The following is a 23274-nucleotide window of genomic DNA, read 5'->3' on the forward strand; positions in this document are numbered from 1 at the left end:
GCCCGGTGCATGGAAGTCGACATCCCACATGAAAAGGTCACCACCGCAAAAAGGCAACCCTGCCGGGCGCGAAATCAGTCGTCGGTGATCTCGACCTCATGGTCGGTCTCGCGGTCCAGCAGGTACTGGGTCAGCAGCCCCACCGGGCGGCCGCTGGCCCCCTTCTCCTTGCCGGAGGTCCAGGCCGTGCCGGCGATGTCCAGGTGCGCCCACGGGAACTTGTCGGCGAAGCGCGAGAGGAAGCAGGCGGCGGTGATGGTGCCCGCCGGGCGGCCGCCGATGTTCGCCAGGTCGGCGAAGTTGGAGTCGAGCTGCTCCTGGTACTCGTCCCACAGCGGCAGGTGCCAGGCCCGGTCCCAGGCGGTCTCGCCGGCATCCAGCAGGTCCAGCGCCAGGTCGTCGTCGTTGGCGAGCAGGCCGGTGGCATGGTGGCCCAGGGCGATGATGGCGGCCCCGGTCAGGGTGGCGATGTCCACCACGCTTGCCGGCTCGAAGCGCTCGGCGTAGGTCAGGGCATCGCACAGCACCAGGCGGCCCTCGGCGTCGGTGTTGAGCACCTCCACGGAGAGGCCCTTGAGCGTCTTGATGATGTCGCCGGGCTTGGTGGCACGGCCGTCGGGCATGTTCTCGGCGGCGGCGACGATGGCCACCAGGTTGATCCTCGGCTTGATGGCCAGCACCGCGGTCACGGTGCCGAACACGCTGGCCGCCCCGCACATGTCGAACTTCATCTCGTCCATCGCCTCGCCGGGCTTGAGCGAGATGCCGCCGGTGTCGAAGGTGATGCCCTTGCCCACCAGCACGTGGGGCGCCTCGTCGGGGTTCTCGGCACCCTGGTATTTCATGACGATCAGCCGCGAGGGCTGCTCGCTGCCGCGGCCCACGGAGAGCAGGCTGTGGGCGCCCAGGCGCTCCAGGGCCTCCTCGTCGAGGACCTCGACGGAGAGCGCCCCGCCGGAGCCCTGGCCCAGCGCCTCGGCCTGCTCCGCCAGGTAGCTGGGGGTACAGACGTTGCCCGGCAGGTTGCCCAGGGTGCGGGTGGTGGCCATGCCCTGGCCGATGGCGTCGCCGATGCGACCGCCCTGGCGGGCCGCCTCGGCATCGCCCTGCTCGCTGATCAGCAGGGTGACGCGGGCGAGCTGCGGCGCGGGGGCCTTCTCGGACTTGAACTCGTCGAAGCGGTAGACGGCGCGATGGGCGGCCTCGGCCACCATGCGGGCCTTCCAGTCACAGGCCCGGTCGGGCACCGGCACGTCGTTGAAGGCCACGGCGACGTCCTCGACGGGCAGCGCCGCCAGGGCGGTGAAGGCGGCATCCAGCGCCTTGCGGAAGGCGCCTTCCCGGCACTTGTCGCGTTCGCCGAGGCCCACCAGCATCAGACGATCGGCATTGAGGCCCGGGGCGAACGGGACCATCAACACATTGCCCAGCCTGGCATCGAAGTCACCGCGCTCGATCAGCTGGCCGATCAGCCGCTCGCTGACGTCGTCGAGCTTGGCGGCAGCGGGCAGCAGCGCGCCATCCTTGAACACCGGTACCACGAGACAGGCCGTCTCGGCCTTGGCGGGATTGGCCGTCTGAACGGGGAATTCCATGGTGTCTCCACAAGACAAGCGATGGGGGATTCTGGATAATGCCGGCACGTTGCCGAGTCATCCCAGTGTACCCAAGGCAAGGCGTCATTGCATGGAAGATGGCCGGGCCCCGCGGGGCCCGGGCCGGGAGACAGCGTTGATCATATTCCGTTACCTGACCCGCGAGATCCTGCTGACGATGGCCGCCGTGGCCGGCGTCCTGCTGCTGGTGATCATGGGCAGCCGCTTCATCCGCTACTTCTCCAATGCCGCCGAGGGGGAGATCCCGGCGAGCATCCTCGGCACCCTGATGCTCTTCCACCTGCCGGGGTTCCTCGAGCTGATCCTGCCGCTGGCGTTCTTCCTAGGGATCCTGCTGGCCTATGGCCAGCTCTACCTCAATAGCGAGATCACCGTGCTGGTGGCCTGCGGCACAAGCCCCAACCGCCTGTTGCAGGTCAGCCTGGTGCCCGCCGCCCTGGTGGCGATCCTGGTGGGGATGTGCAGCCTCTGGCTGACCCCGACCGGGGCCCTGCACAACGAGGTGCTGCTCGAGGAGCAGCGCAGCCAGCTCGACTTCTCCGCCCTGGCGCCGGGGCGCTTCCAGGACTTCGGCGGCGGGCGCACGGCCTATACCGAGGCCATGAACGAGGACCAGAGCCGCATGCAGGAGGTGTTCATCAGCGAGCGCCAGTCGCGCGGCGACGGCACCCCCGAGAGCGTGGTGACCCGAGCCGAAACCGGCTACCAGACCACCGATCCCGAGACCGGCAGCCGCTACCTGGTGCTCGCCGACGGCGAGCGCTACAGCGTCGATCCCGGGCGGGCCGAGGCCGAGCGGCTGGAATTCGGCACCTATGCGGTGCGCCTCTCGGGGGCCGCCGAGAAGGCCGAGCTCGATGCGCCCGAATACGCCACCACCGCCGCGCTGTTCGCCGATGACGCCCGGCCGGCGCGGGCCCAGCTGCAGTGGCGGCTGGGCCTGCCGTTGATGGTCTTCATCCTGACCCTGCTGGCCATGCCGCTCTCCCGGGTCAACCCCCGCCAGGGACGCTTCGCCAAGCTGCTGCCGGCGATCTTCCTCTACGTGGCCTACCTCAGCCTGCTGCTGGCGGCGCTGGACGCCATCGGCCGTGGCAGCTGGCCGGTGGCGGTGGGGATGTGGCCGATCCATGGCGGCTTCCTGGCCATCGGCCTGGCGATGATGGCCCGGGCCCAGCACAAGGGGATGAGCGGATGATCATCGACCGGCTCGACCGCTACATCGCCCGCAACGTGCTGGGCGCCATCATCGTGGTGCAGGTGGTGCTGCTGGGCCTGGACCTGGTGATCACCTACATCAACGACCTCGGCGACGTGGAAGGCGACTATGGCGCCTTCCAGGTACTGCTCTACCTGCTGATGCGCCTGCCCTGGCGCTTCTACCAGTATGCGCCGGTGGGGGTGCTGATCGGGGCGCTGATCGGACTTGGCAGCATGGCCTCGAGCAACGAGCTGACGGTGATGCGCGCCGCCGGACGCTCGCTGGTCCGCATCCTCTGGGGCGTGATGAAGCCCATCATCCTGGTGATCGTGGTGGTGCTCGCCATCGCCGAGTTCGTCAGCCCGCGTACCGAGCAGTTCGCCAGCGCCTGGCGCCTCGAGCAGATGCAGGGCGAGGGCGCGGTGTTAACCGAGCGCGGCGGCTGGCAGCGCGAGGGCGACAGCTTCTATCGCTTCGGTGCCATCCGCGCCGACGATACCGTGCTCGACCTGACCCGCTACCGCTTCGAGGGCAAGACCCTGCGCGAGGCGACGAGCGCCCGCCGGGCGGTGTGGCGCGATGACCGCTGGGAGCTGGAGGACGTGGCGGTGACCCGCTTTCTCGAGGCGCGCACCGAGGTCGAGCGCCATGAGACCCTGGGCTGGGAAACCGCCATGACGCCGGCCCAGCTCGACCGGCTGCTGCGTGACGTGGAGAGCCAGGCGCCCAGCGAGCTGTGGGCCTATGCCCGCTACCTGCGCGACCAGGGCCAGCAGGCGACCCAGCCGCTGCTCTATTTCTGGCAGAAGATGCTGATGCCGCTGACCATGGCGTCGCTGGTTCTGGTGGCTGCCTCCTTCGTGTTCGGACCGCTGCGCACCGTGGCCGCCGGCACGCGGGTCTTCTACGGGGTGATCACCGGCCTGGTCTTCAAGTACCTGCAGGACCTGCTGGGGCCGGCCTCCACGGTATTCGGCTTCTCGCCGGCCTGGGCGGTGCTGGCGCCGACCCTGCTATGTGCCGGGGTGGGGTTCTATCTGTTACGCCGTACGGGCTGAGCCGGGGGATTCATGCAACGACGTTTCGACCAACTCGACGCTGTCTGGCCGGCCGGCCTCGGCCGGCGGCTGGGCGCCATGCTCTATGATGGCCTGCTGGTGCTGGCGATCTGGATCGTCATGGTCTCGGCGCACCTGGCCGTGGTGCGGCTGGTGCTGGAGGTGCCGGCGGAGCAGGTGGGCACGGGGCTTGTCCAGGTGCTGTCGCTGCGCCTGCTGCTGGCGGTCACTGCCTTCGTCTTCTTCGCCTTCTTCTGGACCCGTGGCGGCATGACACTGGGCATGCAGGCCTGGCGGCTGCGGGTACAGACCCTCGATGGCTGCTCGATCACCGGCTTCCAGGCGCTGCAGCGCTTCCTGGTGGCTGGCATCTCGCTGGCCGCCTTCGGCCTGGGATACCTGTGGATCCTGGTCGACGGCGAGAAGCGTAGCTGGCCGGACATCGCCTCCGGCACCCGGGTGGTGGTCCTTCCCAAGCGCCCTTGAGGAGCGCGCGACGCGCCTGTCCTGACCTCGGTCAGGTTTTTGCGGGATGCCGCTTGCGATTACCCATGCGAATCATTTACATTTACTTCATGGCCAGCGTGAGGTGATGTGATGTACGTGTGTATTTGCAAGAACGTGACCGACCACCGCATCCGGGACGTCGTCGAGGACGGGGCGCGCAGCTGGCGCGAGGTCCAGCAGGTGACGGGGTGCGGGACTCAGTGCGGCAAGTGCGCCTGCACCGGCAAGGACATCACCCGCGAGGCAATCCAGGCCGAACTCAGTGCCGCGGCCGAGGGACTCGCCTACGCCGTCTGATGGCAATCGCTATTGTTCTTCTTCGCCTTAACAAGCCCATGATTTTATTGAGTTATATGTGATATTGCCTAGACTGGGGTAGGTGCGGGCTGGCCAGGCTTCGGTGGTCGTGCCAAGCTGACACCCAGCTCCCTGACAACCCTGATCGAGGTAATGAGATGAAAGGCGACAGCAAGGTCATCGAACATCTGAACACCGCGCTCGGCAACGAGCTGGTGGCCATCAACCAGTACTTCCTGCATGCCAAGATGTACAAGGACTGGGGCCTGAAGGCGCTGGCCAAGTGGGAGTACGACGAGTCCATCGAGGAGATGAATCACGCCGACAAGCTGATCGAGCGCATCCTCTTCCTCGAGGGGGTGCCCAACCTCCAGGATCTCGGCAAGCTGAACATCGGCGAGAACGTGCGCGAGATGCTCGAGTGCGACCTGAAGATCGAACATGAGGGGCGCAACGACTACATCGAGGCGATCACCTACTGTGAGCAGGTCAAGGACTACGTCAGCCGTGACCTCTTCCGAGACATCCTCGCCGACGAGGAAGACCACATCGACCATATCGAGACCGAGCTCGGCCTGATCGACAAGGTCGGCATCGAGAATTACCTGCAGAAGCAGATGCAGGAAGCCGGCGAGGAGTAACGCGCAAAGCGACTGTCATTGCTGAGCCCCGACGAGCGCCCCGCGGCCTGTGGCCACGGGGCGCTCCTGCGTCAAGGGAACGCCTTCTCCAGGGCAAAGCGGGGGACCGGCTCGCCCTGGACCTCGACGCTCTCCAGGAACATGTCCAGGGGGCGGGTCCAGAGGCCATAGTCGCCGTAGAGGGCGCGATAGACCACCAGCGGCTCCTCGGTCTCGCTGTGCCGGGCGACGCTCAGCACCTCGTAGAGCGGGCCCTTGTAGTGACGGTAGATCCCGGGGCGAGGGCAGTGGTGTTCCATGGGGCGGCTCCTTTGGTCTTAACGGCAGGGTCTCAAGGGCAGGTCTCAAGGTCAGGGTCGCGAGGGCGTGGGCTGGAGCGCGCTGTCAGGGGGTGGCGCGGGCCTGTTTCGCCAGCCGGGCCAGCACCCTGGCGGCGGCGGTGAAGCCGAAGCTGCCGGTGACGAAGCTCGCCGCCCCGAAACCCGAGGCGCAGTCGAGCCGGGTGGCCTCGCCCTCGGCGGGCTTCTGGAAGCACACCTCGCCATCAGCACCGGGGTAGACCAGCTGCTCGTCCGAGTAGACGCACTCCACCGAGAAGCGTCGCTTCGGGTTGCGCGAGAAGCCGAAGTCGCGGCGCAGCCGGGCGCGCACCTTGGCGAGCAGCGGGTCGTGCTCGGTGCGGGACAGATCGGCCACCCGGATGCGGGTGGGGTCGGTCTGGCCGCCCGCGGCGCCGGTGACCACGATCGGCAGCTTGCGACGCCTGCACCAGGCGATCAGCGCCGCCTTGGCAACCACGCTGTCGATGGCGTCCACCAGCTGGTCGGCATCGTCGGGGATGCGCCTGGCCAGGTTGGCGGGGGTCACGAAGGCGCTGTCGGCCACCACCTCGATGCCCGGCTGGATGGCCCGGCAGCGCTCGGCCAGCACCTCCACCTTGGGGCGGCCGATGGTGCCGTCCAGGGCGTGCAGCTGACGGTTGACGTTGGAGACGCAGACATCATCGAGGTCGATCAGCGTCAGCTTGCCGATGCCGGAACGCGCCAGGGCCTCCACCGTCCAGCTGCCCACGCCCCCCACGCCCACCACCACCACGTGGGCGCTGCGGAAGCGCTCGGCGGCGCGTCGGCCATAGAGCCGTCGGATGCCGCCAAAGCGAGCGTCGTAGTCGTCCATGGCAGCGGTGGAGGCGGTGAAGGCAGCGGAATCTGTCATGGCATCACGCTCGGGTGGTGGCGGTGTCGGGGCGGCGCCGGCAAATGGCCCGACCAGCCGAAGCGCTCGAAGAGCGCCGTCATGCAGGCGTCCAGGGGGCAGCAGAGATCGAGGCGTTCTCCGCTCACCGGGTGGTCGAAGGCCAGGCCCACCGCCGCCAGCAGCAGGCGCGGGCATTCCAGGTGCTCGGCGAAGAAGCGGTTATGGTTGCCCTTGCCGTGCTTGGCATCGCCGATGATCGGGTAGCCACGCCGGGAGAGATGGCGGCGGATCTGGTGACGGCGACCGGTCTGCGGCCGTGCCTCCATCAGCGAGTAGCGGCTCTGGGGATAGCGATCCACCTGCACCGGCAGCTCGACGCTGTCGAGCCGGCGGATCTCGGTCACCGCCTCCATGGCCGGCATCTCGGCCTTGGGGCGGCGCCCCTCCTCCTCTCGCAGCGGGTAGTCCAGTCGCTCCTGGTGCGGGCCGATGCCCCGCACCACCGCCAGGTAGCGCTTCGCCACCCGGCGGGCGGCGAAGGCCGCCTGGAGGGCCGCCGCGGTCTCGGGGTCGAGCGCGAAGACGATCACCCCGGAGGTCGGGCGGTCGAGGCGGTGGACCGGATAGACTCGACGGCCGAGCTGGTCCCGCAGCCGTTGCAGCAGGAACTCGCGCTCACCGCGGGCAAGAGCGCTGCGATGCACCAGCAGGCCGGCCGGCTTGTGCACGGCGACCAGGTGGTCATCCTGATGGAGAAGGCTCAGCGCGGGTGTCATCGGAGCACCGTCACGGGTCAAGGGGGCGCCATTGTCGCCGTCCGGGGGCGTGCTGTCATCCCATCCTTGCCCCGTCGCGTGTCCGAAAGTCCGGCGGGAGGTCGGCATGGCCACTAGTCTGGTCGACATGAGAACGCGTCTACGCCTGGGGGCCCTGCTGATGGCGCTGAGCCTGCTCCCTGCCTTGCTGATGGGCTGTGCCAGCCTGAACCGGCAGTACCAGGCCCTGCTGGTGCTGGGCGACCTCTCGGCGGGCAGCGGGGAGAGCCGGCTGAAGCGTCGCACCGAGTCGCCCCGCCGGGAGGCGGTCCACTATGTACGCCAGGGCCATGCCTACCAGGCGGATGTCTACCATCCCAAGGTGCCAAGACGGGGGTCGCTGATCCTGGTGCACGGCTTCACCGAGCAGGGCCGTCGCGACCCGCGCCTGGTGGCGCTGGCGATGACCCTCGGCCGGGTCGGGTTCAGGGTGATGGTGCCGGAACTCGAGGGGTTGCGTGACTACTCCATCAGTACCCGGGAGGTGGAAGCCATCGTCGATGCCATCCGGCATGCCACCCGGGCGGCGCCCGAGGCGCCGTCGCGCACGGCGGTGGCGGCGGTGAGCTTCGCGGTGGGACCGGCCTTGATCGCCGCCATGGACGAGGCGGTGGCCCCTCGGGTGAGCTTCGTGGTGGCCGTGGGCGGCTACTACGACATGACGGACATGCTGCGCTACGTGACCACCGGGGAGGATCGCGGGGGGGCCGGCCGGGCGGCGCCGCCACCGCAGCGTGAGGCGCGCTGGGCCGTGCTGCTGAGCCAGCTGCACTGGCTGGAGGACGAGCAGGACCGGGCGCTGCTCGAGACCATCGCCCGGCGCCGGCTGGTGGACCCCGAGGCGCCGGTGGCCGGGGAGGCCCGCCGGCTGGGGGCATCGGGCCGGGCGCTCTTCGAGCTGGTGACCAACCAGGACCCGGGCCGCGTGGAGGCCCTGATCGCCAGGCTGCCGCCCTCGCTGGTGAGGGAGCTCGAGGCCCTGGACCCCTCGCGTCGCTCGCTCGACAGCCTGCAGGCCCGGTTGGTGCTGATCCACGGCTCGCAGGACCGGGTGATCCCGGTCAGCCACAGCCGGCGCCTGCGTGATGCCTTGCCGCCGGGGCAGGCGCGCCTCTTCGAGGCCGGGGCGCTGCAGCACGTGGCGGTCTCGCCCGGGTGGCGGGACGGCTGGGGCCTGTGGCGCGCGCTGGTACATGTGCTGGCCCTGGGGGAGGGCGAATGAGGCCGCTGGCCGTGCTGACGGGCGCCACCATGGTCGGCTCGCCTTGCGCTGCACAATTCGTCATGCTGGGCAGATAGCTGCCCGGAGCCCGGAACATGAAGCATTCGCCTGCCTACCACCTCGCCGCCACCGTGCTGCATGGCTTCGACGAGTACCGCTCGCGCTTCAAGCAGATCACCGACGATGCCAGCCGTCGCTTCCGGGATGCCGCCTGGCGCGAGGCCCAGCAGGCCTCGGCGGAGCGCATCGACCTCTACGACGAGAAGGTCCAGGAGACGCTGGCACGGCTGCGGCGCACCTTCGACGATGACCTGCTGACCCACTGCGAGTGCTGGGGGGAGGCCCGGCGCCACTACGCCGAGCTGATCAGCCAGCGGCTGGACTACGAGCTGGCCGAGACCTACTTCAACTCGATGTTCTGCTCGCTCTTCCACCACCGCCACATCCGCAACGACTGGATGTTCGTCTACAGCTCCCGGGAGCGCGCGGCGCACCACTCCGGCCTCACGCTGTGCCGGCGACACAGGGTGAGCGGCGACTGGGCAGCCGGATTGCGCTGGGCGCTGGGCGAGGCACGCTTCGAGACGCCCTTCGTCGACCTGGAGCGGGATGCGGTCCTGGGCAGCGAGGTGCTCCAGCAGCTGCTGCCGGAGGCGATCCGGGACGACCCCGAGGCCGAGATCGAACTGATCAAGAGCGTCTTCTACCGCAACAAGGGGGCCTACCTGGTCGGCCGGATACTGGGCGGCGGCCAGCAGGTGCCGCTGGTGCTGCCGGTGCTGCATGAGGAGGGCGAGGGGCTGCACCTGGATACGGTGCTGATCGAGTCCGACGAGGTGTCGATCATCTTCTCCTTCACCCGCGCCTACTTCCAGGTGAAGGTGGTGGTGCCCAGCGAGTTCGTGCACTACCTGCAGGAGCTGATGCCCGACAAGCCCCAGGGCGAGCTCTATGCCGCCATCGGCTTCTTCAAGCACGGCAAGACCGAGTTCTTTCGCGCCCTGAACCGCCAGGTGGCCAAGCGCGAGGATCAGTTCGTCATTGCCCCGGGGGTGCGTGGCATGGTCATGGCGGTCTTCGTGCTGCCCTCGTTCCGCACCGTGTTCAAGATCATCAAGGACCGCTTCGACCCGAGCAAGGAGATGACCCGCGAGAACGTCCGCGAGAAGTACCGCCTCGTCAAGCGCCACGACCGGGTGGGGCGCATGGCCGATACCCAGGAGTTCTCCAACTTCATCGCCCGCCAGGACCACTTCGACCCCGATTGCCTGGCGCACCTGCTGGAGGTGGCACCCTCCACCGTCTACCTGCGCGGCGACAAGGTGATCATCAAGCACTGCTACACCGAGCGCATGATGACCCCGCTCAACCTCTACCTCGAGCAGTGCGACGAGGCGGAGACGCTCGCGGTGCTCAAGGACTACGGCAATGCCATCAAGCAGATGGCCGCGGCCAATATCTTTCCCGGCGACATGCTGCTCAAGAACTTCGGGGTGACCCGTCACGGCCGGGTGGTGTTCTACGACTACGACGAGATCTGCTACCTCACCGAGTGCAACTTCCGGCATATTCCCGAGCCCATGTACCCCGAGCAGGAGCTGGCCGACGAGCCCTGGTACTCGGTGGGGCCCGGTGATATTTTCCCCGAGGAGTTCGGCCCCTTCCTGTTCGCCGACGTGCGGCTTCGCAAGCTCTGCTACCAGCTCCACCCGGAGTTGTTCGATGCCGACTACTGGAGGGGGGTGCAACAGGCGATCCTCGACGGCCGGGTGATCGACGTCTATCCCTATCGCAACAAGCAGCGCTTCGCCGGTGGCGACGACAATGGCCTGACCTACTGAGCGAGGCGCGACAGGCACAGCAAGCACGAGGCGACCCATGGGTGACCCGAGACGCCCCCACCTGGTGGTCTTCACCGGGGCCGGGATCAGTGCCGAGAGCGGCATCCAGACCTTCCGCGCCAGCGACGGCCTGTGGGCGGACCATCCCGTCGAGGAGGTCGCCACGCCCCAGGCCTGGCAGCGGGACCCCGGGCGGGTGCTGCGCTTCTACGACCAGCGCCGCGACCAGGTGCGCCGTGCCCGTCCCAACGCCGCCCACAAGGCCCTGGCGGCGCTGGAGAAGCACGGCTTCCGGGTCAGCATCATCACCCAGAACATCGATGACCTCCACGAGCGTGCTGGCTCGCGCCACGTGCTGCACCTGCATGGCGAGATCCTCAAGGCGCGCTCCTCGGTGGACCCGCGCATGCACTACCCCTTGCCCCGCGGGGGCATACGCCTGGGGGACATCTGTGACAAGGGCAGCCAGCTGCGCCCGGACGTGGTGTGGTTCGGCGAGAGCGTGCCGCACTTCGCGGACGCCTGCGAGATCGCCGCCCAGGCCGACCTGCTGCTGGTGGTGGGGACTTCGCTCGCCGTGATGCCGGCGGCCTCGCTGCTCGAGCATGCCCCCCTGGACGCCCCCTGCGTGCTGGTCGACCCCGAGGCCGATGCCCTGGCCCCGCCGGGCGTGGCCCGCCTCGGCCAGACCGCCGGCAGGGGAGTGCCGGCACTGGTACGGCACTGGTGGCGTGAGGGGCGGCTCTGGATGCCGGAGACGGTAGTCGAGTAGAGGGGGCAAGCAGCAAGGCGCGCGAGGCCCATGCTAGAATGCCGCCCCCTCCGGCTCCGGGACCACGCCACCATGCAGGACGACACCTTCCACGACGCCACCACCGAACGCGACCCCGCGACCGCTCCTTCCAGTGACCCCGAAACCGGTCTCTCCCGTGACCCCGCGACCGGCCTCTCCCGTGACCCCGCGACCGGCCTCTCCCGTGACCCCGCGACCGGCCTATCTCGTGACCCCGCCACCGGTCATCCGCGGCCGCCGCGCCGCGAGTTCAAGGCGCGGGGTAGCTTCGTCACCCGCTGCGAGGGCTGCAACCTGCCGGCACTCAACTGCCTCTGTCCCTACCGCGTCACCGCCACCAGCGAAGCGAGGGTGTGGCTGCTCACCCACCCCCTGGAGCACCACAAGCCCACCAACACCGGGCGGCTGATCGGCGATGTCCTGCCCGACACCGAGCTCTTCACCTGGTACCGCACGGCGCCCGACGAGCGGCTGCTGGCGCTGCTCGAGGACAGGCGCTATGCGCCCTTCGTGATCTTCCCCGACGACCAGCCGGACTATGCCGACCGGGTGGTGGGCATGGAGAGTGTGACCGAGCATCAGCAAGGGGGGCGGATACCGGTCTTTATCATTCTCGACGGGACCTGGCGGCAGGCGCGGCGGATCTTCCGCAAGAGCCCCTACCTCGACAGGCTGCCGGTGCTGCCCCTGGCTACCGAGCGGCTGACCCGCTATCGGCTGCGCAAGCCGGCCTCTGCCGCCCACCTCTGTACCGCCGAGGTGGCCATCGAACTGCTGCGCCAGGCCGGAGACGCCCAGGCGGCCGAGGTGCTCGACGACTATTTCGATGCCTTCAACGACAGCTACGCCGCCAGTCGGCGCCACGAGAAACTCGAGGCGCCGACGGCGTCGATGCGGCGCCTGCTGGAACGGGCGCGTCGCTGAGCCTGCGTCCTTTCCCCACCGTGCGGGGGCCTTACTCCTCGTGCTTGCTCAGGATCCAGTCGACCAGCTTTTCGGCCTCCTCCTCGCTCACCTCAACACGCTCGCCGGCGTCCGGCATGGTCGCGGACCCCCAGTGATCCTCGCCCCCCGTCATCACGACCTCGACCAGGTAGCCTCTCATCTCGCCATCCGCGTACTTGGCGGCGATGCTCTTGAAGCCTGGCGCCCGCGGGGTGTCATCGTCCCGGGCGTGACAGCTCAGGCACTGCTTCTCCTCTGCCAGCTGCTGCATATCGCCATGCATGTCCGCAGAGACAGGAAAGGCGCCCAGCAACAGGCCGGTCAGCGCCATGGATGCAATGGCCGTTTTCATCTTCTCGCTCCCCCTGTTCATCCGGATGCCTTTCTCCGGATGCTTGCCGTATTTGGTGGTCGTACAGGACTGCAACGATGGCGCCCATGGGGCCGCCGCCCTTGCAGCTGCCTTGAACATAGGTCAGAGGGACAGGACGCGGGATATGCTTTCTCTCATGCCAAGGCTCAGCATGTCTCATGCCGATGTCCGCCATTGCCCCGGTCGCGATTGCTCGGGGGCGGTGGCGGGCACCGTCATGGCATTCGTCACTGCGGGGCGGTCAGCCGCCGAACAGCGCCCCGGCGATGCGGAAGCCGGCGATCCAGGTGCCGGCGGCGGAGCCGAGGGTGGCGGTGAGGAACACCAGCAGGGTGCGCGAGACCCGGTTGCGCCACCAGCCCTTGAGCTCGGTGACATCGTGGCGCAGGGTCGAGAAGTCCCGCACCTTGGGCTTGCGCATCCACAGCTCCACCCCGGCGGCGACGAAGCCGGCGCCGATGGTGGGGTTGAGTGAGGTGAGCGGTGCGGCGAAGAAGGTCGCCGCCACCGTGACCGGGTGGGCGAGGGCCGCCAGGGTGGCCGCCCCGGAGAGCACGCCGTTGATCAGGAACCACTCCCCCACCAGTTGCCAGCCCAGCTCGGTGTTGCGCGAGAAGCCGATGGCGAAGCCGGTCAGCACCAGCAGCGTGACCAGCCAGGGCAGCGCCCGCCACAGGCGCGACGGCGGCGGGGTGGCCTCGAGGCGTGCGCGCTCCGGGGCGGGGTCGGCGGGCAGCGGCTGCTCCAGCTGCTCGGCCATGCCCTTCATGTGGCCGGCGCCGATCACCACCAGCACGTGGCGATAGCGTCCGGGGCCGGCATCCTCCGTCAGGCGCAGCACCATGTAGCGGTCACGTTCGCTGATCAGCGGCGTGTAGAGGGATGCCGACTCGGCGGCGAACTCGCTGAAGGTGGACTCCAGGACGTCGCCTTCCTTGAGCCGCTCGATCTCCTCGGCGGAGACCTGCTGGCGCGACAGCACGCTGCCGAGCAGGCCCGAGAACAGCGAGAGGCGCTGCCACCAGGGCACGTTGTGGTAGATGCGCTTGAGGGTGATGCCCACGTCGCGGTCGATCAGCAGCAGCGGCAGGCCGGCGTCACGGCTCTCCTCCAGGGCGGCCCGCATCTCGGCACCGGGCTCGATGCCTGACTGCTCGGCCACGCGCTGCTGGAAGGCCCCCAGCGCCAGGCTGGCGGCCACCATGCCGGCCTTGCCCTGGCGGAAGATCTGGAACAGGTCCTGCTCGCCGAGGGCATCGGGGTTTGTCAGGCTGTGGTGGCGCGAATCGCACAGCTCGATGGCCACGGCGTCGAACTCGCCGGAGCGGATCAGCGCGCGCACATCCGCGGCGCTCTCGGCGGAGACATGGGCCGTGCCCAGCAGGGTGTAGCGGGTCTCGCCCACCACGAGCTCCCGGCGCGGGCCGCTGGTGGTGTCGTTCGGGCGGGCGGTGGTCACGGAGTCCTGGGAGTCGGTCATGGACGCTCGGGCTGAAGGAGTGAAAGGGCGATTATCCACGAAGCCCGCCGGCGGGCCAAACCCGCCGCGACGCTTTCATCGGCTTGGTTACTTGCGCCAGAAGGCCGGGGTGAACAGCACCAGCACGGTGAAGATCTCCAGGCGGCCGAGCAGCATGGCCACGACCAGGATCCACTTGGCCAGGTCCGGCAGCTCGCCGTAGTGGGCGGACGCCTCGCCCAGCGCCGGGCCCAGGTTGTTGAGCGCCGAGCCCACCGTGGACCAGGCGGTGACCTGGTCGACCCCGGTGGCCATCACGCCCACCAGCATCAGGAAGAAGAGCATCACGTAGGCGGAGAAGAAGCCCCACACCGCCTGGGCGATGCCGTCCGGCACGCTGACCTTGCCGATCTTCACCGTGATCACCGCATTGGGGTGGATCAGGCGCATCACTTCGCGCATGCCCTGCTTGAGGATCAGGATGATGCGGATCACCTTCATGCCGCCGCCGGTGGAGCCCGAGCAGCCGCCGACGAAGGCCGCGACGAACAGCAGGAAGGGCAGGGCGCCGGGCCAGGTGGAGAAGTCCGCCACGGCGAAGCCGGCGGTGGTGGCCACCGAGACCACCTCGAACAGGCCGTGACGCAGCCCCCGCTCGGTGCCGTAGGTGTCGGTCAGCCACAGCGAGACCACCGTGATCACGGTCAGGCCGAGCAGGAAGAGCATCAGGAAGCGCGCTTCCGGGTCCTGGAAGTAGTGCGTCACGCTGCGCTGGCGCCAGGCCAGGAAGTGCAGGCTGAAGCTCACCGCGGAGACGATCAGGAAGAACACGCAGATCATCTCGATCAGCGCGCTGTCGAAGTGGCCGATGCTGGCGTCGTAGGTGGAGAAGCCGCCGATGGCCACGGTGGAGAAGCTGTGGCCCAGGGCGTCGAACCAGTCCATGCCGGCTGCCATGTAGGCCAGCATGCAGGTCAGGGTCAGGGTGGCGTAGATGTACCACAGCGCCTTGGCCGTCTCGGTGATGCGTGGAGTGAGCTTGGAGTCCTTCAGCGGGCCCGGGATCTCGGTGCGGTAGAGGGCCATGCCGCCGACCCCTAGGGTCGGCAGGATGGCCACGGCCAGCACCACGATCCCCATGCCGCCCAGCCACTGCAGTTGCTGGCGGTAGTAGAGGACCGCCTTGGGCAGGAAGTCGATGCCGGTGATCACCGTGGCGCCGGTGGTGGTCAGGCCCGAGAAGGACTCGAAGACGGCGTCGGTGGGGGTCAGGGCCGTGTCGCCGGTGAGCATCAGCGGCAGCGCGCCGAACAGCCCCAGCACGCTCCAGAACAGCGCCGCGATCAGGAAGCCGTCGCGGGTGCGCAGCTCCTTGCGGGCGTGGCGGTTGGGCAGGTACATCACCGCCCCGGTGGCCACGGTGATGCCGATGGCCACCGCGAAGGCCTCCCACATGCCGTCGGCGAACAGCAGCGAGATCAGGATCGGCGGCACCATGGTCAGGCTGAACATCATCAGCAGCAGGCCCAGGATGCGCAGGATCATGCGCAGGCTCATCGGGCGGCTCTCCTCGGGTCGCCGTGGGGGATGGACCTTGCCATCAGAAGAACGTCAGCCCGACCTGGAAGAGCCGCTCCACGTCGCGCAGCCGGCGCTTGTCGATCACGAACAGGATGACGTGGTCGCCGGATTCCACCACCACGTCGTCATGGGCGATCAACACTTCCTTGCCACGCACCACGGCGCCGATGGTGGTGCCCTGGGGCAGGTCGATCTCGCCGATGGCGCGTCCCACCACCCGGGATGACTGGGTGTCGCCGTGGGCGATGGCCTCGATGGCCTCGGCCGCGCCGCGGCGCAGCGAGTGGACGTTGACGATGTCGCCGCGCCGCACGTGGGTCAGCAGGCTGCCGATGGTGGCCTGCTGGGGCGAGATGGCGATGTCGATCTCGCCGCCCTGCACCAGGTCCACATAGGCGGCGTTGTTGATCAGCGTCAGCACCTTCTTGGCGCCCATGCGCTTGGCCAGCATCGACGACATGATGTTGACCTCGTCGTCGTTGGTCAGCGCGCAGAAGATGTCGCAGTCCTCGATGTTCTCCTCCTCCAGCAACCGCTTGGCGGTGGCGCTGCCGTGCAGCACCACGGTGCGGTCGAGCCGTTCGGAGAGCTGGGTGCAGCGCTCGAGGTTGTGCTCGATGATCTTGACCTGGTGGCTGTGCTCCAGGTGTTCGGCGAGGCGCTCGCCGATGTTGCCGCCGCCGGCGATCATCACCCGGCGGAAGTCGCGGTCGAGGCGGCGCAGCTCGCTCATCACCGCGCGGATGTCGCGGCGGGCGGCGATGAAGAAGACCTCGTCATCGGCCTCGATCACGGTGTCGCCGCGGGGGATGATCGGCCGGTTCTGGCGGTAGATGGCCGCCACCCGGGTGTCCACGCTGGGCATGTGGCGGCGCAGGAAGCCCAGCTCCTGGCCCACCAGCGGCCCGCCGTAGATGGCCTTCACCGCCACCAGCTGCACCAGGCCGCCGGCGAATTCCAGCACCTGCAGGGCGCCGGGATGCTCGATCAGCCGGCGGATATGATCGGTGACCACCTGCTCGGGGCTGATCAGCACGTCGATGGGCACCGCCTCGTGGGCGAACAGCCCCTTGCGGGTCAGGTAGGCGGTGGCGCGTACCCGGGCGATCTTGGTCGGCGTGCGGAACAGGGTGTGGGCCACCTGGCAGGCGATCATGTTGACCTCGTCGGAGTTGGTCACCGCGATCAACATGTCGGCATCCTCGCAGCCCGCCTGGCGAAGCACCATGGGGTAGGAGCCGGCCCCGGACACCGTGCGGATGTCCAGGCGGGTGTGCAGCTCGCGCAGGCGCTCACCGTCGGTGTCCACCACCGTGATGTCGTTCTCCTCCCGGGCCAGGTGCTCGGCCAGGGTGCCGCCGACCTGGCCGGCGCCGAGGATGATGATCTTCATGGTCGTTGCCGTTCGCTCCGGTCAGGCCGAGGGGTACCGAGCGCGGCGCACCTTGTGCGCCGCAACATGACGAGGCAAGCCTAAACCAGCCGCCGTGAGAAGAACAGGTCGCGTCGTGGCTCAGTCAAGGGTGAAGCCGACCTTGATGGTGACCTGCCAGTGGGCGACCCGCCCTTGCTCGATATGGCCGCGGGTGTCCACGACCTCGAACCAGCGCATGCCATGCAGGCTCTCGGCCGCCTTGGTCAGCGCACTCTGGATGGCATCCTCGATGCTTTTCTCCGAGGAGCCCGTCAGCTCGATGTGCTTGTAGGTGTGGTGGCTCATGGGACCTCCAGTGTCAGGGAACGGACTGCCCGCCCTCAGGCGGGGTGCCTCTCCAGTCTGGCATAGAAGAAGCCGTCGTGGCTGTCGGGCTCTGGCAGCAATTGCCGCCCGGCACCCGAGGCGCGGCCCCAGGCCATGTCGGACGGGGTGGTCGCCACCGCCTCCGGGGTGCGGGCCAGGAAGGCGTCGATCTGCTCGGCGTTCTCCTCGGGCAGCACCGAGCAGGTGGCGTAGAGGAGGGTGCCGCCGGGGCGCAGCAGCGGCCAGAGGTTGTCGAGCAGCCGGGCCTGGAGCTCGGCCAGCCTGGGGATGTCCGAAGGGCGGCGAAGCCGCTTGATGTCGGGGTGGCGGCGGATCACGCCGCTGCCGGAGCAGGGGGCATCGAGCAGGATGGCGTCGAAGGGGGTGCCGTCCCACCAGTCGCGGGCGGTAGCGTCGCCCTCGGCCAGGGTCGCGGCGAGCCCCAGGCGCGCCAGGGTATCCTCGACCCGGGCCAGGCGGGCGGCATCGCTGTCGACGGCCTGCAGGTCGATGTCGAAGAGTTCCAGCAGGTGGGCGGTCTTGCCGCCTGGGGCGCAGCAGGCGTCGAGCACCCGGGCGCCGGGCCGCGGGGCCAGCGACGGGCCGAGCAGCACGGCGGCGAGTTGGGCCGACTCGTCCTGGACGCTGACATGGCCCGCGGTGAAGCCGGGCAGCGTCTCGACGTCGCGGGGTGTCTCGAGGGTCAGGCCGTCCGGGGCATGCGCACAGAGGCGAGCCTGTATGCCGGCGGCGGCGAGGCGGTCCAGGTACATCTCGCGGTCGCCATGACGGCGGTTGATCCGCAGCGTCATGGGTCCCGGGGTGTTGTTGGCCTCGCAGATGGCGCGCCAGTCGTCGGGCCAGGCCTGGCGCAGGGCCTTGAGCCACCAGCGGGGATGCAGCAGCGCCACGGCCGGGTCGCGGTCGACCTCGGCCTGGAGCTCGGCGCTCTCGCGCTGCAGGCGACGCAGGCAGCCGTTGAGTACCCGGGTGGCCCACTCCTTGCCGAGCAGGCGCGCGGCGCCGGCGGTCTCGCCCACGGCGGCGTGGGCCGGAATGCGCAGGTAGAGCAGCTGGTGGATGCCGAGCAGCAGCAGGGCCTGGACGTCGGCGTCGCGGGCCTTGAACGGCTTGGCCAGCAGCTTGCCGGCCAACGCCTCGAGGCGTGGCAGGGTGCGGCAGGTGCCGAAGCAGAGCGCCTTGAACAGGGCGCGGTCGCGGGCCACCACCTGATGGTCATCGAGGCCGGTGAGGGAGCCCTTGCCGGTGATCACCGGAGCCAGGGCGCGGGCGGCGGCGGCCCGCACGGCCAGGCCGTTGTCGCGACTGCCTTCCCGGTCGCGGGGCGCAGGGGGTGCCTGACTCATGGGGTGGTCTCCTCATCGGTGTGTCCCAGCCGGGTACCAGGCGCGAGGCGCTCGGCGCGGGCCTTGAGCAGTTCGCTCACCGCCAGGGGCTTGCCGCCGGGCAACTGGGCGCGGGTCACCTCGAGCAGCTGGTCGCCGGCCTCGCCGCAGGCGATGCGCAGGGTATCGGGGCCGTGGTCGCGAAGGGTGCCGGGTGGCATCGGGGCCTCGCCCGGGTCGGGAGAGGCGGCCCGCGCCATCAGCAGCCGTAGCCGGTCGTCCCCCAGGGCGCACCAGGCCACCGGCCAGGGGTTGAAGGCGCGAATCCGGGCGGCGAGCTCGACGGCCGGGCGGCGGAAGTCGAGCTCCGCCTCGGGCTTGGAGAGCTTGGCGGCATAGGTGACCCCCGCCTCGGGCTGGGGCGTGGCGTCGAGTCCCGGACCGGCCAGCGCATCCAGCGCCTCGACGAGCGCCTGGCCGCCCAGCGCGGCCAGGGTGTCGTGTAGCTCGCCGCCGGTGGTGGTGGCGGTGATCGGGGTGCGCCTGACCAGCAGCATGTCGCCGGTGTCGAGGCCCGCATCCATCTGCATGATGGTCACCCCGCTCTCCTGGTCGCCGGCCTCGATGGCCCGCTGGATGGGGGCGGCCCCGCGCCAGCGCGGCAGCAGCGAGGCGTGGACGTTGAGGCAGCCCAGCGGCGGGATCTCGAGCACGGCCCGGGGCAGGATCAGACCGTAGGCCACCACCACCATGATGTCGGCCTCAAGGCCCGCCAGTTCGGCCTGTGCCTCGGGCGTCTTCAGGGACGACGGCTGGAAGACCGGCAGGCCATGCGCCTGCGCGAGGGCCTTCACGGGGCTCGGGGTCAGCCTGCGGCCGCGGCCGGCCGGGCGGTCGGGCTGGGTATAGACGGCAACGACGTCGTGGCGGCTCGCCAGCAGCGTCGCCAGGCTCTCGGCGGCGAAGTCGGGGGTGCCGGCGAAGATGACGCGCAGGGGTCGGGACATGATCAGGGCCTTGCCAGTGGGCGATGCCCCTCATGATAACGGAGCTGGCCGGAAACGACGAAGGCCGACGCAACGGCGCCGGCCTTCTCCGGGAGGTCCGGTTCGTCAGGTGTCAGGCGGGCTGCATCAGCCGGTGGCGCTTCTGCATCTTCTTCATCACCCGGTCGCGCTTGAGCGCGGAGAGGTAGTCGACGAACAGCACCCCCTCCAGGTGATCGTACTCGTGCTGGATACAGTGGGCGAGCAGGCCATCGGCCTCCATCTCGTAGGGCTGGCCGTCACGACCCAGCGCCTTGAGGTGTACCTTCAGGGCGCGGGGGACCTCGGCGTAGTACTCCGGGATCGACAGGCAGCCCTCCTGCATCGGCTCGCGTTCGTCGCCGATGGGCGTGAATTCCGGGTTGATCAGCACCAGCGGCTGCGACTGGTCGTCGCTGACGTCCATGACGATGACCCGGCGATGCACGTCCACCTGGGTAGCGGCCAGTCCGATGCCGCGCGCGTCGTACATGGTCTCGAGCATGTCGTCGACCAGCCGGCGCACCTCGTCGTCTACCGTCTCGACCGGCGTCGCGATGGTGCGCAGCCGCTCGTCGGGAAATTCGAGGATAGGTAATTTGGCCATGGCGTTGGAATCACCGTTATGCTGTCATTTACAAGATGACACTATTCTAGAAGTACGCGCCCGGGGGCGAAACCGTCGAGCGTGCATCACATCGATAGTATCTGACTATACCACGTCGTCGTCGTTCCATGGCGCCAGGCGTGAGGCCAGCAACGCGGGGGAGAGCAGGGATGAGACAGACAGGATGCGCAGCGGGGTGGCGCCAGCGGCTGAAGGGGGGGCTCGGTACCCTGCTGGTGGGTGGGGCCCTGGGCCTCGCCGCCACGCTGGCCCAGGCCCAGGGACTCTCCTGGGAGGATGGTCTCAGAGGCGATGCACCGGATCGCTATACGGTGGTGAGGGGGGACACCCTGTGGGACATCTCCGGCCGTTTCCTGCAGCACCCCTGGCAGTGGCCCGAGGTGTGGCAGGTCAATCCGCAGATCGAGAACCCGCACCTGATCTATCCCGGCGACGTCGTCTATCTCTATGACTGCAACGGGCGCCCCTGTCTCGGCCTCGAGCGTGGCCAGGGCATGGTCAGGCTGTCGCCGGAGGTCCGCACCACCCCGCACCGCGAGGCCATCGAGCCGATTCCCCTGGATGCCGTGCGCCACTTCCTGCGCGACCACCGCGTCATCGACGATCCCGAGGCGCTGGACGAGCTGGCCTATGTGGTCGCCGGGGACGATGGCCGCCTGGTCAGCGGTGGCGGCGACCGCCTCTATGCCCGGGGCCGGGTCGAGGGCGGCGGCCGCTTCGGCATCTACCGCGTGGGCGAGCGCTACGTCGACAGTGCCAGCGGCGAGCCGCTCGGCCTCGAGCTGGAGAGCGTCGGCCAGGCGCGACGCCTGCGCCAGGAGGAGGACATCGCGGTACTGGAGGTAACCTCTTCCAGCCAGGAGGTGCGCAACGACGATATCGTGCTGCCGCTGGAGGATCGCCGGCTGGTGACCGAGTTCCTGCCCCGCGCCCCTGACCGGGAGGTCGAGGGGCGCATCCTGGCGGTCCCCGGTGGCGTGCGCTTCATCGGCCGCCTGCAGGTGGTGGCGCTGGACCGCGGCCGGCGCGACGGCCTGGAGGCAGGCCATGTGCTGATGGTCGAGCAGCGCGGCGAGCTGGTCAGTGACCCGCGCACCGGCGAGGCGCTGCGCCTCCCTGGCGAGGATGCCGGCCTGGTGATGGTCTTCCGGCCCTACGAGAAGATGAGCTACGGCCTGGTGATGCAGGCCAGTCGCACCCTCTCCGTGGGCGATCGCATCCACAGCCCGCAGCGCCTGCTGGATACGGCGCTGCGCTAGGGCGAGACACGACGGTGCAGGCGCGGGAATGGCTGGCCCTCGCCCGGCTGCCCGGCATGGGCGCCGCGCGCCTGGCCGCACTGGTGGCGGCGCGGCCCGACTGGCCGGACGGCTGGCTGGCGGTGCTGCCGCGCGAGGCGGCCATGGCCCTGCGGCTGTGGCTCGACCACCCTGCCCGCAGTCCGCTCTCCGCCGCGCTCACCGCCGACGAGGCGTGGCTCGCGGCCGAGCCCGGCCGGCACCTGCTCCATCCCGACCATCCTTCCTGGCCGAGGCTGCTCGGGCAGATTGCCGACCCCCCGCCGGTGCTCTGGGCGCTGGGCGACCTCTGGGCCCTCGGCCCGCCGCGGCTGGCCATGGTTGGCTCGCGGCGGCCGACCCGCGAGGGGCTCACCAATGCCGCCGGCTTCGCCCGGGAACTGGCCGGACGGGGCTGGTGCGTGGTCAGCGGCATGGCACTGGGCATCGATGCCGCCGCCCAGCAGGCGGCACTCGACGCCGGCGGCGCGAGCGTGGCGGTGCTCGGTTGCGGGGTGGACGTGATCTATCCGCCGCGCCACCATCGCCTTCACCGGCGCCTGCAGGAGGGTGGCGGCCTGCTGCTCTCCGAGCATCCGCCGGGCACCCCGGCACGGGCCGGCTTCTTCCCGCGACGTAACCGCATCGTCACCGGCCTCTCGCTGGGCGTGCTGGTGGTGGAGGCCGCCGAGCGCAGCGGCTCGCTGGTCAGTGCCCGGCTGGCCCTCGAGCAGAATCGCGAGGTCTTCGCCCTGCCCGGCTCGATCCACAACCCCATGGCCCGGGGCTGCCTGCAGCTCATCCGCGATGGTGCCGTGCTGGTCCGCGACCTGGATGACATCCTCGCCGAGCTCAGCCAGTGGGCCGCGGCCGCCGCGCCCATATCGACCCCCGGGCCCGAGCCGGCCGAGGCGGGGGAGGATTCGCTGCTGCGCTGGTTGAGCGACACGCCCACGCCGGTGGATGCCCTGGTGGCCCTGACCGGCCGGGGCGTCGCCGACTGCCAGCGCGGCCTGCTCGAACTGGAGCTCGAGGGCGCCGTGACCCAGGCCGCCGGCGGCTGGGTGCGCCTGCCGACCCGGCCGGGGGCGTGATAGGATATGCCCCCTGACGCCGGTCATCCGGCATGTCGAGCTCAGGCGAGGAGACCCATGATCGAGGCCAGAGAACTTGAGCAGGCCGTGGCGGCCCTGCGGGCCGGAGGCGTGATCGCCTACCCCACCGAGGCCGTCTGGGGGCTGGGGTGTGACCCCGATGACGACCAGGCCCTGGACCGCCTGCTGCGCCTCAAGGCGCGCGACCCGGCCAAGGGCGTGATCCTGGTGGCGGCGAGTATCGACCAGGCCGCCCCCTGGCTCGAGGGCGTGTCGGAGGAGCAACGGGCGACGCTGGCGTCGAGCTGGCCGGGGCCCGCGACCTGGCTGGTGCCGGACAACGGCCGCGCCCGCCCCCTGGTGCGCGGCAACCATGAGCGGGTGGCGCTGCGGGTCAGTGACCATCCGCTGGTCGTGGCGCTGTGCGAGGCCTTCGGCGGGCCGGTGGTCTCGACGTCCGCCAACCGGGCCGGCGAGCCGCCGGCGATGAGTGCCCAGCAGGTCAGGGCCGTCTTCGGCGATGAGCTCGATGCCGTCCTGGACGGCCCGCTGGGCGGCCTCGCGCGCCCCAGTACCATCCGCGACCTGGTCACCGGCCGGGTGCTGCGTTCCTGACG

The 23274-nt window shown here is 69.5% G+C and carries 24 protein-coding genes; 12 read left to right on the forward strand and 12 right to left on the reverse strand.

Annotation, left to right across the window (positions count from 1 at the left end; translation table 11 throughout):
- Positions 1-74: 74 nt before the first annotated feature.
- The gene (locus P8934_RS01910; protein WP_278032669.1) at positions 75-1595 is read right to left on the reverse strand and encodes a leucyl aminopeptidase; all 1521 of its coding nucleotides are present in this window, start codon (positions 1593-1595) and stop codon (positions 75-77) included.
- 136 nt (positions 1596-1731) lie between these two features.
- Here P8934_RS01910 and lptF point away from each other — a divergent pair, with 136 nt between their 5' ends.
- The 5 genes from lptF (at position 1732) to bfr (ending at position 5320) form a co-directional block, all read left to right on the forward strand.
- On the forward strand, positions 1732-2814 hold the full coding sequence (lptF, locus tag P8934_RS01915; RefSeq protein ID WP_278032670.1) for an LPS export ABC transporter permease LptF: 1083 nt from the start codon (positions 1732-1734) through the stop codon (positions 2812-2814).
- Entirely contained in the window at positions 2811-3875 is a 1065-nt protein-coding gene (lptG, locus tag P8934_RS01920) for an LPS export ABC transporter permease LptG (RefSeq protein WP_278032671.1), read from the forward strand. The genes lptF and lptG overlap by 4 nt, the downstream gene beginning before the upstream one ends.
- A 12-nt stretch (positions 3876-3887) precedes the next feature.
- A complete protein-coding gene (locus P8934_RS01925; protein ID WP_278032672.1) occupies positions 3888-4361 on the forward strand; it encodes an RDD family protein in 474 nt (157 codons plus the stop codon).
- A 111-nt stretch (positions 4362-4472) separates the two neighbouring features.
- A complete protein-coding gene (locus P8934_RS01930; RefSeq protein ID WP_133637038.1) occupies positions 4473-4679 on the forward strand; it encodes a (2Fe-2S)-binding protein in 207 nt (68 codons plus the stop codon).
- 158 nt (positions 4680-4837) lie between these two features.
- Entirely contained in the window at positions 4838-5320 is a 483-nt protein-coding gene (bfr, locus tag P8934_RS01935) for a bacterioferritin (protein ID WP_133637036.1), read from the forward strand.
- Positions 5321-5391: 71 nt separating this feature from the next.
- Here bfr and P8934_RS01940 read toward each other — a convergent pair whose 3' ends face one another.
- The 3 genes from P8934_RS01940 to P8934_RS01950 form a co-directional block, all read right to left on the reverse strand.
- Positions 5392-5619 carry a DUF1653 domain-containing protein gene (locus P8934_RS01940; protein WP_278032673.1) on the reverse strand — a complete coding sequence of 76 codons (228 nt, stop codon included), beginning with the start codon at positions 5617-5619 and terminating at the stop codon, positions 5392-5394.
- Positions 5620-5704: 85 nt separating this feature from the next.
- Positions 5705-6535 carry a tRNA cyclic N6-threonylcarbamoyladenosine(37) synthase TcdA gene (tcdA, locus tag P8934_RS01945; protein ID WP_278032674.1) on the reverse strand — a complete coding sequence of 277 codons (831 nt, stop codon included), beginning with the start codon at positions 6533-6535 and terminating at the stop codon, positions 5705-5707.
- Complete coding sequence (locus P8934_RS01950; RefSeq protein ID WP_278032675.1) at positions 6532-7293, reverse strand: pseudouridine synthase; 762 nt, start codon at positions 7291-7293, stop codon at positions 6532-6534. Before P8934_RS01950 ends, tcdA begins: the two co-directional genes overlap by 4 nt.
- A 106-nt stretch (positions 7294-7399) precedes the next feature.
- On the opposite strand from P8934_RS01950, the gene P8934_RS01955 reads away from it, so the two are divergent.
- From P8934_RS01955 to P8934_RS01970, 4 genes are all read left to right on the forward strand, one after another.
- Positions 7400-8554 (forward strand): hypothetical protein, encoded by a 1155-nt coding sequence (locus P8934_RS01955; RefSeq protein ID WP_278032676.1) that lies wholly within the window; start codon positions 7400-7402, stop codon positions 8552-8554.
- A gap of 95 nt (positions 8555-8649) precedes the next feature.
- A complete protein-coding gene (gene aceK / locus P8934_RS01960; RefSeq protein WP_278032677.1) occupies positions 8650-10395 on the forward strand; it encodes a bifunctional isocitrate dehydrogenase kinase/phosphatase in 1746 nt (581 codons plus the stop codon).
- 37 nt (positions 10396-10432) lie between these two features.
- Positions 10433-11167: a Sir2 family NAD-dependent protein deacetylase gene (locus P8934_RS01965; RefSeq protein WP_278032678.1), complete on the forward strand. Its 735-nt coding sequence runs from the start codon at positions 10433-10435 to the stop codon at positions 11165-11167.
- A gap of 72 nt (positions 11168-11239) precedes the next feature.
- Positions 11240-12112 carry a DTW domain-containing protein gene (locus tag P8934_RS01970; protein WP_278032679.1) on the forward strand — a complete coding sequence of 291 codons (873 nt, stop codon included), beginning with the start codon at positions 11240-11242 and terminating at the stop codon, positions 12110-12112.
- A gap of 31 nt (positions 12113-12143) precedes the next feature.
- Here P8934_RS01970 and P8934_RS01975 read toward each other — a convergent pair whose 3' ends face one another.
- The 8 genes from P8934_RS01975 to def form a co-directional block, all read right to left on the reverse strand.
- Positions 12144-12485, reverse strand: coding sequence for a c-type cytochrome (locus tag P8934_RS01975; RefSeq protein ID WP_278032680.1), 342 nt, complete (start codon positions 12483-12485; stop codon positions 12144-12146).
- Positions 12486-12747: 262 nt separating this feature from the next.
- Positions 12748-13986 (reverse strand): TraB/GumN family protein, encoded by a 1239-nt coding sequence (locus P8934_RS01980; RefSeq protein ID WP_278032681.1) that lies wholly within the window; start codon positions 13984-13986, stop codon positions 12748-12750.
- 87 nt (positions 13987-14073) lie between these two features.
- Positions 14074-15522, reverse strand: coding sequence for a TrkH family potassium uptake protein (locus P8934_RS01985; protein WP_278032682.1), 1449 nt, complete (start codon positions 15520-15522; stop codon positions 14074-14076).
- A 43-nt stretch (positions 15523-15565) separates the two neighbouring features.
- On the reverse strand, positions 15566-16939 hold the full coding sequence (gene trkA, locus P8934_RS01990) for a Trk system potassium transporter TrkA (protein WP_133637018.1): 1374 nt from the start codon (positions 16937-16939) through the stop codon (positions 15566-15568).
- Between the two features lie 120 nt (positions 16940-17059).
- A complete protein-coding gene (locus P8934_RS01995) occupies positions 17060-17266 on the reverse strand; it encodes a dodecin (RefSeq protein ID WP_278032683.1) in 207 nt (68 codons plus the stop codon).
- Between the two features lie 35 nt (positions 17267-17301).
- On the reverse strand, positions 17302-18654 hold the full coding sequence (gene rsmB / locus P8934_RS02000) for a 16S rRNA (cytosine(967)-C(5))-methyltransferase RsmB (protein WP_278032684.1): 1353 nt from the start codon (positions 18652-18654) through the stop codon (positions 17302-17304).
- Positions 18651-19640: a methionyl-tRNA formyltransferase gene (gene fmt, locus P8934_RS02005; protein WP_278032685.1), complete on the reverse strand. Its 990-nt coding sequence runs from the start codon at positions 19638-19640 to the stop codon at positions 18651-18653. Before fmt ends, rsmB begins: the two co-directional genes overlap by 4 nt.
- Before the next feature lie 112 nt (positions 19641-19752).
- On the reverse strand, positions 19753-20265 hold the full coding sequence (gene def / locus P8934_RS02010; RefSeq protein WP_133637010.1) for a peptide deformylase: 513 nt from the start codon (positions 20263-20265) through the stop codon (positions 19753-19755).
- A 170-nt stretch (positions 20266-20435) separates the two neighbouring features.
- On the opposite strand from def, the gene P8934_RS02015 reads away from it, so the two are divergent.
- Genes P8934_RS02015 through P8934_RS02025 form a run of 3 tightly spaced genes read left to right on the forward strand, consistent with a single transcriptional unit; the run spans position 20436 to position 23272 of the window.
- The gene (locus P8934_RS02015; protein WP_278032686.1) at positions 20436-21545 is read left to right on the forward strand and encodes a LysM domain-containing protein; all 1110 of its coding nucleotides are present in this window, start codon (positions 20436-20438) and stop codon (positions 21543-21545) included.
- Positions 21546-21559: 14 nt separating this feature from the next.
- On the forward strand, positions 21560-22657 hold the full coding sequence (dprA, locus tag P8934_RS02020; RefSeq protein ID WP_278032687.1) for a DNA-processing protein DprA: 1098 nt from the start codon (positions 21560-21562) through the stop codon (positions 22655-22657).
- Between the two features lie 57 nt (positions 22658-22714).
- Positions 22715-23272 carry an L-threonylcarbamoyladenylate synthase gene (locus P8934_RS02025; protein WP_278032688.1) on the forward strand — a complete coding sequence of 186 codons (558 nt, stop codon included), beginning with the start codon at positions 22715-22717 and terminating at the stop codon, positions 23270-23272.
- Positions 23273-23274 lie beyond the last annotated feature (2 nt).

Source organism: Halomonas sp. CKK8 (assembly GCF_029625235.1).
Taxonomy (GTDB): domain Bacteria; phylum Pseudomonadota; class Gammaproteobacteria; order Pseudomonadales; family Halomonadaceae; genus Halomonas; species Halomonas ventosae.